Annotated in this window: 13 protein-coding genes; 4 read left to right on the forward strand and 9 right to left on the reverse strand. The window is 71.3% G+C overall.

The genetic code is table 11. From position 1 onward, the window contains the following. Positions 1 to 463: 463 nt before the first annotated feature. Entirely contained in the window at positions 464 to 1810 is a 1347-nt protein-coding gene (locus IW248_RS20390; protein WP_196928271.1) for an aspartate aminotransferase family protein, read from the forward strand. Positions 1811 to 1926: 116 nt separating this feature from the next. Here IW248_RS20390 and IW248_RS20395 read toward each other — a convergent pair whose 3' ends face one another. Next, positions 1927 to 2295: a DUF3499 domain-containing protein gene (locus IW248_RS20395; RefSeq protein ID WP_124822852.1), complete on the reverse strand. Its 369-nt coding sequence runs from the start codon at positions 2293 to 2295 to the stop codon at positions 1927 to 1929. A 153-nt stretch (positions 2296 to 2448) separates the two neighbouring features. On the opposite strand from IW248_RS20395, the gene IW248_RS20400 reads away from it, so the two are divergent. Then, complete coding sequence (locus IW248_RS20400; RefSeq protein ID WP_074316962.1) at positions 2449 to 2898, forward strand: metallopeptidase family protein; 450 nt, start codon at positions 2449 to 2451, stop codon at positions 2896 to 2898. Between the two features lie 113 nt (positions 2899 to 3011). On the opposite strand, the gene IW248_RS20405 is transcribed toward IW248_RS20400, so the two are convergent. From IW248_RS20405 to IW248_RS20430, 6 genes are all read right to left on the reverse strand, one after another. Then, the gene (locus IW248_RS20405) at positions 3012 to 3269 is read right to left on the reverse strand and encodes a WhiB family transcriptional regulator (RefSeq protein ID WP_007455784.1); all 258 of its coding nucleotides are present in this window, start codon (positions 3267 to 3269) and stop codon (positions 3012 to 3014) included. Positions 3270 to 3727: 458 nt separating this feature from the next. Further along, entirely contained in the window at positions 3728 to 4057 is a 330-nt protein-coding gene (locus tag IW248_RS20410) for a phospholipase (RefSeq protein WP_196928272.1), read from the reverse strand. 20 nt (positions 4058 to 4077) lie between these two features. Beyond that, positions 4078 to 5472 (reverse strand): DUF4331 domain-containing protein, encoded by a 1395-nt coding sequence (locus IW248_RS20415; protein ID WP_124815310.1) that lies wholly within the window; start codon positions 5470 to 5472, stop codon positions 4078 to 4080. A 59-nt stretch (positions 5473 to 5531) separates the two neighbouring features. After that, entirely contained in the window at positions 5532 to 5810 is a 279-nt protein-coding gene (locus IW248_RS20420; RefSeq protein WP_196928273.1) for a hypothetical protein, read from the reverse strand. Between the two features lie 38 nt (positions 5811 to 5848). Further along, complete coding sequence (locus tag IW248_RS20425) at positions 5849 to 8392, reverse strand: bifunctional FO biosynthesis protein CofGH (protein WP_196928274.1); 2544 nt, start codon at positions 8390 to 8392, stop codon at positions 5849 to 5851. 201 nt (positions 8393 to 8593) lie between these two features. Further along, positions 8594 to 9718, reverse strand: coding sequence for a hypothetical protein (locus IW248_RS20430; protein WP_196928275.1), 1125 nt, complete (start codon positions 9716 to 9718; stop codon positions 8594 to 8596). 98 nt (positions 9719 to 9816) lie between these two features. Here IW248_RS20430 and cofD point away from each other — a divergent pair, with 98 nt between their 5' ends. Then, positions 9817 to 10764 (forward strand): 2-phospho-L-lactate transferase, encoded by a 948-nt coding sequence (gene cofD, locus IW248_RS20435; RefSeq protein ID WP_196928276.1) that lies wholly within the window; start codon positions 9817 to 9819, stop codon positions 10762 to 10764. Further along, positions 10761 to 11846: a coenzyme F420-0:L-glutamate ligase gene (locus tag IW248_RS20440; RefSeq protein WP_196928277.1), complete on the forward strand. Its 1086-nt coding sequence runs from the start codon at positions 10761 to 10763 to the stop codon at positions 11844 to 11846. The genes cofD and IW248_RS20440 overlap by 4 nt, the downstream gene beginning before the upstream one ends. A gap of 19 nt (positions 11847 to 11865) precedes the next feature. Here the strand turns inward: IW248_RS20440 and IW248_RS20445 are convergent, their stop codons facing one another. Beyond that, positions 11866 to 12864 (reverse strand): ArsR/SmtB family transcription factor, encoded by a 999-nt coding sequence (locus tag IW248_RS20445; RefSeq protein ID WP_196928278.1) that lies wholly within the window; start codon positions 12862 to 12864, stop codon positions 11866 to 11868. Positions 12865 to 13141: 277 nt separating this feature from the next. Further along, positions 13142 to 14188, reverse strand: a complete 1047-nt coding sequence (locus tag IW248_RS20450) for a hypothetical protein (protein ID WP_196928279.1) — start codon at positions 14186 to 14188, stop codon at positions 13142 to 13144. Positions 14189 to 14190: the final 2 nt, after the last annotated feature.

A 14190-nucleotide genomic window follows, 5' to 3' on the forward strand; every position in this document is an offset into this window, starting at 1 on the left:
GATCCACTCAACTTCATCGATATCGCGGTATCAACCACGCCCGGACACCGCGATTACAGCGAACCGGAGTGGATCGAGCCGGCAGCCGAGGGAGGCGCTACCACCAGGCGGGCCCTGTGGAGCTGATGTCGCAAACGAATCGGCAGCCGGCAGGTCCAACGCCACCGCGGCGCACACCGCGACGGCGCGACCTGGGTAGCCGAGCGCCATCCCAGCCGACGGCCATGATGTCGCAAACGATTCAGCTCCAAAGGCACCCACCAGCACACCTCCAACCCCTGACCCTCCAGTCGGGGGCAGTGCGGATTCCGTTGCATTCACGACACCCGTGTGCTAAATCCGTCGCCAACTCACCGTGATACCGCCGATAACCCTTGCCTCGGAGGTTGAGGCTGTGCGATAACCGTTGGCAGAGCGGCCGGCCTCACCCCTTTGACCGGCCCCCGACGACGATGGGGCTGACATGGCCAACGCCACCGACCACCTCTGGATGCATTTCACCCGGATGGCGAGCTACTCCGCCGGCGAGGTGCCGACCATCGTGCGCGGCGAGGGAGCGTACGTCTGGGATGCGCAGGGTCGCCGCTACCTGGACGGGCTCGCCGGGCTCTTCGTGGTCAACGCCGGTCACGGCCGCACCGAGCTGGCCGAGGCTGCCGCCAAGCAGGCCGGCGAGTTGGCCTACTTCCCGCTCTGGTCGTACGCGCACCCGAAGGCCATCGAGCTGGCCGAGAGGATCGCGGCGCTCACGCCCGGCGACCTCAACCGGATCTTCTTCACCACCGGAGGCTCCGAGGCCGTCGAGGCGGCGTGGAAGCTGGCCCGCGCCTACTTCAAGCGCACCGGGAAGCCCAACAAGTACAAGGTGATCAGCCGATACATCGCCTACCACGGCACCTCCATGGGCGCCCTGTCGATCACCGGCCTGCCGGGCATCAAGAGCGACTTCGAGCCGCTGGTGCCGGGGGCGATCAAGGTGCCGAACACGAACTTCTACCGGGCGCCCGAGCACGGCGACGATCCCGAGGCGTTCGGCCGCTGGGCCGCCGACGAGATCGGTCGGGCCATCGAACGGGAGGGGCCGGACACGGTCGCCGCGGTCTTCCTGGAGCCGGTACAGAACTCCGGCGGGTGCTTCCCACCCCCGCCCGGCTACTTCGAGCGGGTACGGGAGATCTGCGACCTGCACGACGTACTGCTCGTCTCGGACGAGGTGATCTGCTCGTGGGGGCGGTTGGGCGAGTACTTCGGCGCGGTGCGCTACGGCTACCAGCCGGACATCATGACCACCGCCAAGGGCATCACCTCCGGCTACGCCCCGCTCGGCGCGATGATCGCCAGCGACCGGCTGATGGAGCCGTTCCTCACCGAGACCGGCATGTTCGCCCACGGGGTGACCTTCGGTGGGCACCCGGTCTCCTGCGCGGTCGCCCTGGCCAACCTGGAGGTCTTCGCCCGCGAGGACCTGGTCGGGCACGTACGCGCCAATGAGGACGCGTTCCGGGCCACCCTGGAGAAGCTGTACGACCTGCCGATCGTCGGCGACGTCCGCGGCGACGGCTACTTCTACGGCATCGAACTGGTCAAGGACAAGACCACCCGGGAGACCTTCACCGAGGCCGAGTCGGAACGCCTGCTACGCGGTTTCCTCTCCACCGCCCTGTTCCAGGCAGGCCTCTACTGCCGGGCCGACGACCGGGGCGACCCGGTCATCCAGCTGGCCCCACCCCTGATCGCCGAGCAGCAGCACTTCGACGAGATCGAGCAGATCCTCCGCACAGTCCTAACCGAGGCCTGGACCAAGCTCTAACCAACCCCACCAACCCCTGTTGATCATGAAGTTATTGTCACGACACGCCGAGGCGAGTGGCAATAACTTCATGATCAACGCCGGAAGGGGCGCGGGCCGGGTGAGGGCGAGGGGGGTTAGTGGTTGGGGGGGATTACTCGGAGGTGGCCTCGGCGGCCGGTTTGGTGGGGGTTCTCGGGACGGCTCTGGTCCGGTTCCGGGGGGCGGGGAGCCGGGCGGGCGGCCTCGCGGACCGCTTCGGCCAGCGCGACCAGGTCGTCCGTGGTGGGCGGCGGCGGCTCGAACTCGCCCTCGTGCCGGACGACGTCCCAGCCCCGCGGAGCCGTGAGGCTGCGGGCGTGCGGCTCGCACAGGTCGTACGTGTGCGGCTCGGCGAACGCCGCCAGCGGCCCCACCACCGCTGTCGACTCGTTGTAGACATAGGTCAATGTGGCGACCGCTTGCCGGGGGCAGCCGTTACGGGAGCAGCGCCGTGGTGACCTCACGTGCGGCAGGGTATCTCCATTACCGGGTCCGGCGCATCGCTTCGCGTTGCGACACGCCCGTCATGGTGATCACAGTCGACCGTCCTGGGCGCGCCGCGCCACGGGAGTGGCGCTGCCGCTGGCCAGCCTGAGACGGGCGCTACCCTTTGCCTCATGACGAGCCCGGAACACCGCCGCCCCGGCTCCGGCCGGCGTGCGCATCGTGACCGGCATGGGCGCGGCCTGCGTGGGCGGCTGGTGCCGGCCACCGTGCCGCTGGCGCGGACCAAGGCCGAGGTCTTCGACGACCTGGTCCTGGACACCGTGGAGACGCTGGAGCGTCGGTTCGCCAAGGAGCTGGCCGGGGTCGAGTTCGCGGTCGAGGACGTCCCGCCGGACTTGAACGTCTACGACTCGGATGTGCTGGAGGACGGCGAGGTCCCGCTGGCCCGGCTGCTGCCCGGCCGCCCGGGCCGGCAGGAGGTGCCGCCGCGGATCGTGCTGTACCGACGGCCCCTGGAGTTCCGGGCGATGGACCGTGAGGACCTCGCCGATCTCGTCCATGACGTGATCATCGAACAGGTGGCGAACCTTCTCGGTGTGGACCCGGACGAGCTCGCCTGAGCCAACCCCGAGCGGAGAGTCGGGCGGCCCCCACCGCCTCGACCTCACACCGCCCAGGCGGCCCCCCGCCCAGACCTGCACCGCCCACGCGGCCCCGCCTCCACCTGCACCGCTCAGGCGGCGCGCCGCTTCAACTTGCGCCGCTCCCGCTCGGAGAGCCCACCCCAGATGCCGAACCGCTCGTCGTGCCCGAGAGCGTATTCGAGGCACTCGGTCTTGACCTCGCAACGCGAGCAGATCCGCTTCGCCTCGCGGGTCGAGCCGCCCTTCTCGGGAAAGAACGCCTCGGGGTCGGTCTGCGAGCACAACGCCCGCTCCTGCCACTCCGGCGCGTTTCCGAGCAGGTCGGCCACCTCAAGCTGGCCGTCCATCAAATGCCTCCTTGTCGCGCACCGGCGTCATCGCCGCTGCAACCCCCCACGCGAAAGGCGTGCTTGTCCGTCCGGTCCCGTTTTGTTGCGTTCCGTGCGAACAACCCCATTCAAATTACACGCGTGTAATGCGTGCGCCGTCAAGCCAAACTTGATAATGGAGTCGCCCTCCCGACACCCCCGGACGGCCACTCGGGCCGTCCAGCCTCGCAACCTGCCCTATCGATTCAGACCCCGGCCGAGTAACGCCCTCTCCGGCGAGTTGCCCGACTTTTCTGCCGTGGCGCTTCCCCGACGAGTCGCCGACCGGAGGGCACCAGACATCTCCACCCCTAAGCTGATCTTGGTGGGGGACAGGTTAACGCGACGCGGCGCAGACTGCCCGTCGAGCTGCGGACAGCACTCGCACCCCGCCCACATTGTGGACGGGGTGCGGCGGTAGAACCCGTGCGTCGAGGTCAGCCAGCGGCCCCGAAACCGCTGCTCGGCCAGGCAAATTCGGCTATCGCTCCACCATGGACAGAAATCGTGCCGGCGGGCGTATGTTCGTCCCACCAGACGGTATAGATCCCACTCGGCAGATCGGGATAGACCGCACTGTGGAACGAGCCGTCCCGCACCCGACGCTCGCGCACCGCCGAGTGCACCCGCCGGTCGTCGTCGCGACTGATCTCGATCTCCCGGCCGTGCAGATCCCGACCCGTGTAGATGATCAGGGCACCGGTGTCGCCGCCCAGATCGAGGACGACGGTCCCGGTCTCCGACGGTCCGTACGCGTGTTCGTGCATCCGCTCGCTCCCCGCGCCGATCAGGACGCCGCCGGCGGGTTGTTGAACCCGTCGTACGGCGTACCCAGGTAGGGGAAGTTTGCGAGGAACGGCGCGGTCACGTCGGCGGCGCTCAGCCCCGGGGTGACCGCGGCGGCCGCCGCGTCCGGCCGGAACGTCTTGTCCACCAGCGGGACGGTGACCCCGGCGATCGCCCGCAACGCGATGCTGACCACGTCGTCACCGACCCGCCGCCCGTTCGGGAACCCGGCCAGGTCGCCGCCGAGCACCCCGAACCGGTCCGGGCGCTTGGACGGCGGGATGGCGGTGTTCAGTCGCAGCATGTCGGCCTGCACGTCGCCGGTGGCGTTGGTGAAGCCGTCGATCAGCCCGGCCGGCACGCCGGTGAGCAGGATCGCCACCAGGTCGGCTCGTGCCTTCTTGGCCTTGGTGAGCTTGTCCAGGTTGGGGAAGACGTCCGGGTAGAGCGCCGGCAGCAACGCGGCCAGTTCCGGCTGCTCGACGAACTGGGCGAACCGCTTGTCCTCCGTCGGCGGCAGCGAGTTCCACAGGTCCTTCTTGGACATCGGCACGATGACCTCGTTGAACAGTGGATTGCCCAACCGCGAGACCTGGGTGAACGGGCCGGTGGAGGTGTCCGCCCCACCCCGGTCGCCGAGCACCCGCACCTGCCGGCGCGACGCCGACGTCCACACGCCGATCACCGATGCCTGATCGGCGGCACCGTACCGGTTGGCGCGCCGACGCACCCGCTCCAACGGCACCTGCACCGCGATGCTGTGCACGTTCATCCGGTCGGTGGCGTTGACCGGTTCGCCCTCGGCCTTGAAGATCTTCTTCCCGGCGACGTGCAGCTGCTGGAACGGCCGCAGCGTGCCGAGGTCGAAGATCGCCCCGAGGTCGACGAAGAACCCGTCGGCGCGCTGCCCGGCGAAGACCCGCTCCCCGGTGGAGAGCGAGTAGGTGGCCTGCCGCACCAGGTCGGCGTACTTCGGGGTGGACAGCGGGCCGACGTTGCACGGCGGGCAGGGCAGCTTGTGCGCCAGCCGGTGCTCGCGGCCGTCGGCCACCCGGGTCAGGCTGTAGAACTGCCGCCGGTTCCAGTTCTTGCTGTCCAGCGAGTCGATCGGGCCGGTGTTGTAGAGAAAACTGTTCGGATTGGTGATCTCGGTGGTGAATTCGAACCGGTAGGTCACATCCGGACGACCGTCGCCGTCGTTGTCGATATGGATCTCGTACCGCACGTCGTCGCCGAACTCGAAGAAGTTCGGGCCCCCGGAGGGGAGCTGCAACGGCACGTAGTTGGCGATCAACGTGACCGTGTCGCGTTTGTCGGGGCTGACGAACGCGTACAGGTCGGAGCTGTCGGCGACCGGATCCTTGGCTATTTCCGGGGCCTCGCGGTGGGAAGACATGGCGGACCAACCTCACTGGGCGGGGAACAGGACGGCGGGGCAGGGCGGGGGTGCCGGGGTCAGCGCCGGGCGGCGCGCCGCAGCCGGTCCGCCAGGCCGCGGTCGCGTACCTCGATCCGCCTCTCACCGACGAAGACGTCAATCGTTCCGGAGGCGGCGTCACGCAGGTGCACGACGATCGGTTCGTCGGCTCGTCCGGCCGTACCGGGGGCGTTCTGCGCGGCCGACAGGCCCGGCACTGTGAGCGCGGCGGCGCCAAGTGTGGCGCTGGCCGCAGCGGTCAACGTCTGCCGGCGGGTCAGTCGCGGCCACTGCCGCTTCCGCTGATCACTGGTCATGCCGCGTGGTACGGCCGGCGGCGGGGAAAGGTTCGACGTCAGGGCCGGACGTGACCGTACGCGGTCGTTCGCTTGCGCGCCGGACGACCGGCGGCCTTCGCGATGGCCCGCAACTGCTCCTCGGTACGCGCCGACCCGTTGTCGGAGCCGGCCATCCGGGAGATCGTCTCCTCCATCAGCGTGCCGCCGAGGTCGTTGCAGCCGCCCTGGAGCATCGCGACAGTGCCCTCGTCACCGAGCTTCACCCAGGAGCACTGGATGTTGTCGATCCGGCCGTGCAGCAGCAACCGGGACATGGCGTGCACCACCCGGTTCTCCCGCCAGGTCGGCCCCGGTCGGGCGATACCCGCCAGATAGATCGGAGCATTGGTGTGCACGAACGGCAGCGCCACGAACTCGGTGAACCCGCCGGTGCGGTCCTGCACCCCGGCCAGCACCCGGAAGTGCGCCAGCCACTGCCCGGGGTGGTCGACGTGGCCGTACATCATTGTGGAGCTGGACCGGATGCCCAGCTCGTGGGCGGTGCTGACCACCTCGACCCAGGCGGCGGCCGGGAGTTTGCCCTTGGTCAGCACCCAGCGCACGTCGTCGTCGAGGATCTCGGCGGCGGTGCCGGGGATGGTGTCCAACCCGGCCTCGCGCAGCTGGAGCAGCCACTCGCGCACCGGCACCCCGGCCTTCGCGGCGGCGGTGACGATCTCCATGGGCGAGAACGCGTGCACGTGCATGTCGGGCACCCGGGCCTTGATCGCACGCACGATGTCGGCGTACCCGGTGACCGGCATCTTCGGGTCGATGCCGCCCTGGAGGCAGACCTCGCTGGCGCCGGCCGCCCACGCCTGCTCGGCCCGGTCCGCGACCTGGTCGACGGAGAGCCGGTACGCGTCGGCGTCCCGCTCACGCTGCGCGAAGGCACAGAACCGGCAGCCCACGTAGCAGACGTTACTGAAGTTGATGTTGCGGTTGACCACGTAGGTGACGTCGTCGCCGACCGCCGCGCGACGCACGTCGTCGGCGAGGCGGCACAACTCGTCTAGCGCCGGCCCGTCCGCGCCGAACAGCGCCAGCGCGGCATCGGTGTGCCCGGGGTCGAGCAGCGCCGCCGGGTCGTCGGCGGCGAGCTTGAGCCCAGCCGCCAGGTCACGGTCCGCGCCACTCCCGGCCGGTGCCGGGGGTACGCCCGCCCGGCGCGCGGTCGCCTCGGGGGTGACCTTGCCGGCGACCTCGGCCCAGTCGCCGTAGACGCTGTCGAAGTCACCGCGCCGGTCGTCGGTGCGGCCGGTGGTGTCGATGGTGGCGTGCAGGTCGACCCGCCCGCCGAACACCTCCTCCGGCTCCTGCCAGGGTCGTCCCTGCGGCATCGCCGACTCGACAGCCATACCGGTGCTCGGGTCGGCCAACGCGTTCACGTGCGGCAGCAGCCGTGGGTCGAGCCACGGGTCGCCCGCACGCACGTACTCCGGGTAGATCGTCAACCGCTCCCGCAGCGTGAACCCGGCCAACTCGGTGTGCCGGGCCAACTCCTCGATCTGCGGCCAGGGGCGCTCCGGGTTGACGTGGTCGGGGGTGAGCGGGGAGACGCCACCCCAGTCGTCGATGCCGGCACGCAACAGCAGGTCGTACTCGCCGGAGATGAGATTCGGCGGGGCCTGGATCCGGGCCTTCGGGCCGAGCAGCAGCCGTGCCACCGCCACCGTGGCCGCCAGGTCGTGCAGCTCCGCGTCGGGCATGCCGCGCATCGCCGTGTCCGGCTTGGCGCGGAAGTTCTGCACGATCACCTCCTGGAGGTGCCCGTACTCCCGGTGGGCGCGGCGGATCGCGAAGAGCGCGTCCACCCGCTCCGCCGGAGTCTCCCCGATGCCGATCAGGATGCCGGTGGTGAACGGCACCCCGACCCGGCCCGCGTCCTCGAGCACCCGCAACCGGACCGCCGGCTCCTTGTCCGGTGAGCCGAAGTGCGGGCCACCCGGCTCGGACCAGAGCCGCGTCGCTGTCGTCTCCAGCATCATGCCCATGCTCGGCGCGACCGGCTTGAGCCGTTGCAGCTCCGACCAGGACAGCACCCCGGGGTTGAGGTGCGGCAGCAGGCCGGTCTCCTCCAGCACCGCCACCGCACAGGCGCGCAGGTAGTCCAGGGTCGAGTCGTAACCGCGTTCGTCCAACCAGGTCCGAGCGGCCGGCCAGCGTTCCTCCGGCCGGTCACCCAGGGTGAACAGCGCCTCCTTGCAACCCTGCGCGGCACCGGCCCGGGCGATCGCGAGGACCTCGTCGCGGTCCAGGAACGGCGCCGGCAGCCGGTGCGGCACTGTCGCGAAGGTGCAGTAGTGGCAACGGTCCCGGCAGAGCCGGGTCAGCGGGATGAAGACCTTCTTGGAGTACGTGACCACGCCCGGCCGCCCGGCGTCCCGCAGCCCGGCGTCGCGGATTCCCCCGGCCAGCCGGAGCAACTCGTCGAGTGCGGCACCACGAGCGGACAGCAGCGCGGTCGCCTCGTCGACGTCCAGCGCCCGCCCGTTCGCGGCCCGGCCCAGGGCCCGCCGCACGCTCGCGTCACTAGGGCCGGAGTGGGTGCGATCAACCATCCACTAACCCTATGCGCAGCGCGAGCCTGGCCCACCGCGCCCAGCCCGCACCGTGGGAAACGGCACCCGCCGCGCCCCCACCCCACCCCTCTCCACCGCCCTCCCGGTTGATCATGAAGTTATTGTCGCGACACGCCGTGTGATCGAGCAATAACTTCATGATCGACGAGGGTCCATGGGGGTCCGACGGGGTTGGCGGACTCAGCGGGGCTGGTCGGGGTGGTCGTTGGGCTTGATGTGCTGGGTGCGGTCGGTGTCCGGGTCGGCGGGGTGGGAGATGACCTCGGTCCGGTCCGCGGGGTGGGAGATGACCTCGGTCGGATCGGCGGACTGGCGCGGGATGGCCTGGGTGGGGTCGGCCGACGGCGGCTGCCCGAACGGCGGCGCGGCCGGGGACGGGGCGGCCGAGGACGGCGTGGCCGCAGACGGCGGCGCCGACTGGGGGGTGGGGTTCGCCGGCGGCGCGGACTGCGGGGCCTGGAACGGCGGCGCGGACTGCGGCGGCGCGGACTGCGGCGGCGCGGACTGCGGCGGGGCCGGGAACGGCGGGGCCGACTGGGGGTGCGGCGGCGCGGACTGCGGGAACGGCGGGGCCGACTGCGGGGGCTGGAACTGTGGCGACGGTTGGCCGTACTGGCCAGCCTGTGGGTAGCCGCCCGGCTGGCCGGCCTGCGGGTGCCCGCCGGCCGGCTGGCCGGCCTGTGGGTAGCCGCCCGGCTGGGCGGGAGCGGGCCAACCGCCCTGCGGCTGGCCACCGGGCTGACCCGGGGCCGGCCAACCGCCCGGCTGCTGCGGCCAGCCCGCCTGCGGCTGGCCGTAGACGCCCGGCTGGGGCTTGGGCCGCGGCACGTAGTAGTGGGCGCGCCAGATGGTGTAGACCACCCAGGCGGCGATCGCGAAGATCACCATCCAGGCGAACCGGGTGAGCACACCGAGCAGCGCGTCGAGCACCTCGGCCTCGGCCAGCCGGCCCACCGTCCAGATCAGCATGGTCAGCGTGCCGAACACGGCGCTGACCGCGTACTCGATGAGAGCTGCCTGCGTGATCAGCTTCGCCTTCGCCAGGACCGGCGAGATGTGCGTGGCCAGCAGCACCGCCAGCAGTGGGAGACCCACCGCCTCCACCCCGATGAACGCGTAGAAGGCGCTGCCCGCGCGGTCGGTGAAGGAGCTGTAGTCGTTCGGGGCGATGAACCGGAGCAGGCCCACGAAGAGGAACACGGCGTTGGCACCAAGCAGCGCGAGCGCGGCTAGCTCACGTAGTGGCTTGGTCAGCTGGCGGGCCTGCGTCGCGTCGGAGGACGCGGGCTCGGCGGGGCTGGTCACGAGCTCCCCCTCGGGGCATGAACGGACAGGGCGCACGTGAGCCTAGTCTCTCGGGCCACCCACGGATCGGAGGCGTCACGTGCGCGAGGATGGTCGACATGCGCATCGTGGTTCTGGCCGGCGGCATCGGCGGCGCCCGGTTCCTGCTCGGGGTCCGGGCGTACGCCCGTGACGTCGACGCGGAGGTGACCGCCGTGGTCAACGTCGGCGACGACCTGTGGTTACACGGGTTGAAGATCTGCCCCGACCTGGACAGCGTCATGTACACGCTCGGTGGGGGCGCCGACCCGGAACGGGGTTGGGGGCGGGTCGGCGAGAGCTGGACGGTCAAGCAGGAGCTGGCCGCGTACGGGGCACAGCCGACCTGGTTCGGCCTCGGCGACAAGGACATCGCCACCCACCTGGTCCGCAGCACCATGCTCAACGGCGGTTACCCGTTGAGCGCGGTCACCGAGGCGCTGTCCAGCCGCTGGGAGCCGGGCGTACGCCTGTTGCCGGCGACGGACGACCGCCTGGAGACCCATGCCGTGGTCGAGGACGACGAGGGTCAGCGGGCGATCCACTTCCAGGAGTGGTGGGTGCGGTACCGGGCCGACATTCCCACGCACCGTTTCGTGTTCGTCGGTGCGGAGACGGCCAAGCCGGCACCCGGGGTGCTGGACGCGATCGCCTCGGCCGACCTGGTGCTGATCGCCCCGAGCAACCCGGTGGTGAGCGTCGCGCCGGTGCTGGCCGTACCGGGGCTGCGTGCGGCCGTGGCGGACGGCCCGGCGCCGGTGGTGGGCGTCTCCCCGATCATCGGCGGCGCGCCGGTCCGGGGGATGGCCGACCGGTGTCTGGCCGTGCTCGGTGTGGAGTGCAGCGCGGCGGGGGTGGGTCGGCTCTACGGCGGCCGGGCGAGCGGTGGCCTGCTCGACGGTTGGCTGGTGGCCGAGGAGGACGCGGGCGCGGTGGTGCCCGAGGTGACGGTCCGCGCGGTGCCGCTGCGGATGACCGACGAGGCGGCGACGGCGGCCATGGTTCGCGCCGCGGTGGAGTTGACGTGAGGCTGGAGATTCTGCCGGTGCTCGGCATCGGTCACGTGACCGAGGGTGACGATCTGGCCGCGGTGATCGCGACCGCCGCGCCGTGGCTGCGCAATGGCGACGTGCTGGTGGTGACCAGCAAGATCGTTTCCAAGGCGGAGGGGCGGCTTGTCGACGTGCCGGCGGACGGGCCGGAACGGCTGGCCGCACGGGACGAGGTCCTGGCCGGCGAGACCGCCCGGGTGGTCGCCAGCCGGGGGGCGACCCGGATCGTGCAGACCCATCACGGCTTCGTGATGGCCTCGGCGGGGATCGACGCGTCGAACGTGGACAAGACCCAACTGGTGCTGCTGCCGGTCGACCCGGACGCTTCGGCGCGGGCTCTGCGCGACGCGCTGCGGGAGCGCTACGACCTGGACCTGGCCGTGATCATCAGCGACACGATGGGCCGGCCCTGGCGCAACGGGCTCACCGACGTGGCGCTCGGCGTGGCCGGGATGCCGGCCATTCGGGACCACCGGGGCGAGGTCGACCCGTACGGCAACGAGTTGCAGTTGACCCAGATGGCAGTGGTGGACGAGCTGGCGGGTGCCGGTGAGCTGATCAAGGGCAAGTGCGATCAGGTCCCCGTGGCGGTGGTGCGGGGTTACCTGCCCGCCACCAGCCCGGACGACGCCGGTGGCGCGCGGGCGCTGATCCGCGACGCGGCACAGGACCTGTTCTCGCTCGGTACCGCCGAGGCGCGCGCCGCCGGGCTGGCCGACGCCGCAACCCTGGCCGATGGTCCCGGTCCGACGCCGGCCGACCTGACCGTGGTACGCCGGGCGATCGACGCGGTCGCCGGGGTGGTCGCCCCCGGCACGGTCTTCACTCTTGTCGACGAGGCCGAGGTACGCGCCGGTCTGGTCGCCGAGATGCCCGGGTGGCCGGACGGGGCCGACCTGCTGCTCGGTTCGGCCCCGACGCCCGTCGAGCCGATGGGTCTGGTCCGTTTCGGCGCCGACCTGCACCGACTGCGCGCCGCCCTGGCCGCCGAGGGCGTCGGGTCGACTCTGTTGCCGCCACCGCCCGGCAGCCCGGCGAGCGCGGCGCTCGCGCTGTAGCCGGTGCGGAACGGCCGGGTCACGCGTCCAGCATGGCCCGGCCCAGCGGGGTCAGCGTGTGCAGCACGCTGTTGCGTTCGCGGTGGCTGACCAGCAGGCCAGCGTTGCGCAGCACTGTGGCGTGCTGGCTCGCCGCCGCCGCTGAGATGTTGAGCTGGCGGGCGACCTCGCCGGTGGTGCAGCCGTCGTCGCTGGCCTGCAACACCGCCGCCCTGGTGCGGCCCAGCAGCGCGGCGAGTGAGTCGCGGGCGGCACCGGACGCGGCAGCACTGCTGGCGTCGGCCGGCACCAGCCCGCCCAGCCGGTCCACCGGGTAGACGAGGACCGGTGGCAGCGCCGGGTCGAGTAGTGCGACAGGGGTGGCCGCGCAGAAGAACGACGGCACCAGCAGCAGCCCACGGCCGTCCAGGTGCAGCTCCCGGCTGTGCGGGTAGCTGCGGACCTCCAGGACCCCGCTCTCCCAGCGCATCGCCGGCCGGAGACTGGTGAGCAGGCCCTCGACACCACCGTCGAGCAGGGCCCGCGCCCGCCGCGCGCGGTCCGCCGCCACAGCGGCCTGGATCCGGCTCCAGTACGGGCTGATCGCCAGCGACCGGTACTGCTCCATCGACTCGGCCAGGTGGTGCAGCGCCGACACCTCCCCCCGGGCCAACGCGGACGCCGAGGAGGGCAGCTGATTCTCGGAGGCCAGCACGCTCAGGTCCCGGTGCAGCAGCTCGGCGGGGGTGCGGCGGAGCGCGTCCAGCCCGGCCTCGAAGCCTTCGACGCTGGCGTACGGGGTGAGGAAGTCGGGGAAGTAGCCACGCGGCGGGTTCAACGCGAAGAGCAGACGGAGCTGCTCGGAGGCTGAGTCCTGGCGCAGGTCCCGGGCCACGCTGCGCCGCCAGTTGGCCGTCAGCGGATCGCGGGTGCGGCCGCGCAGCACGTGCAGGCTGAGGACCAGCTCCCAGACCGGGTCCGCCGCCGGCGCCACCCGGGTTCGGAGGATGTCCTCCCCAGAAAAGTGGATCTTCAGCATGGAGCACTCCCGTGTCGCCAGCAGGGGGATGCCGGTTGACCGTTCGACTCTACCTGGACGGCACTAATCTCCATCTTTAAGCCTGGACTGAAAAACCTCGACGCCCCCGGGGCCGGTTCGGCATGCTTCCCATGCCCGAACACGGCGCCGCGCGTCCTCGACGCCCGTGCTGCCGGGGCACCGGGACCGGGGAGGCCCCGGTGATCGGACGGCACCACGAGGGTCTGCGGCCCTTGCTCCGCGGAGGTGCCGTCCGGTCATCCCACCCCGCGCCGGCTCAGCCGACCCAGAGCGCAACCCGATGGTCCTCGTCCGTGACGTAGAACGGTCGCCCGTCCAGCTCCGCCACGCCTTCGACGTGGTGAAACGGCGCCAGGTCCGCCACTGTCTCCCCGACGAGCCGGCGTTCGTCGCCCGACTCGCCATCGGGAAGCCGGAAGCGGACGTGCCGGGAGGTGACCTCGCCCCCACCCGGATGGTCGTCGAGCAGGACCGACCCCTTGCCCAACGCGTCGATCGAGCCGATCACGGCCGCGTACCCGCCGTCCACGGTCGGGGTTATCGCGCGGAAGCCGGTCAGCTGCCCCGGCGGCGTGACAGCTGTCAACACGTACGCGCCCAACGCCCGCGGCCACGCCGGCTCGGCCGTGAACATGCCTGGCACACCGGCCACCTCGACCAGGATCGGCTCACCGGCGTCGGTGACCGGGAAACGCAGCCCGAGCAGCACCGTCCCGGCCGGGGTGAAGGCCGCCGCCTCCACGTTCAGCGGCAGGTCGTCCGGGGCCAACCGGCTCACCCAGCTCTTCTCCCGGACGGTCCCCCGCGCCAGCGTCTCCACGATGAACCTTTCCCGCACCCGCTCCCCCGCCGGCAGGACTGTCAACGGCGACGCGGCGAGAGCGTCGTTCACCGCCCGATGGAGTCGGAACGAGTTGCGCACCACGTGCACCGGCACCGGCCCCGCCGCCGCGTCGTCCTCGCGGAACCGGGCCACGAAGGCGCGCCGAGGTCGCAGCGGGCCCGCCTTCGAGCCGAAGTGGGAGCCGAAGACGTACACCCAGCCGTCGTGGTGGGCGAGCGCCTCACCGTCCTCGGTCCGGCCGTTCTCCACACCGGCGTCCGCCCGCACGTGCCGGGCTGTCCACTCGCCGCCATCCCGCTCCAGCAGCAGCGCGAGGCAACGCTCCACCGGCCCCTCGTCCAGCACCGTCCAGAAGCCCCGCCGGGCACCGTACGCGCGCAGCAGCGCCGCCGACCGCACCGGCAACAGATCGCTGGCCTCGTTACCGGCCACCACGAATTCGACGAGTCGCAAGGTCACCG

This window comes from Micromonospora ureilytica (assembly GCF_015751765.1).
GTDB classification, from domain to species: Bacteria; Actinomycetota; Actinomycetes; order Mycobacteriales; family Micromonosporaceae; genus Micromonospora; species Micromonospora ureilytica.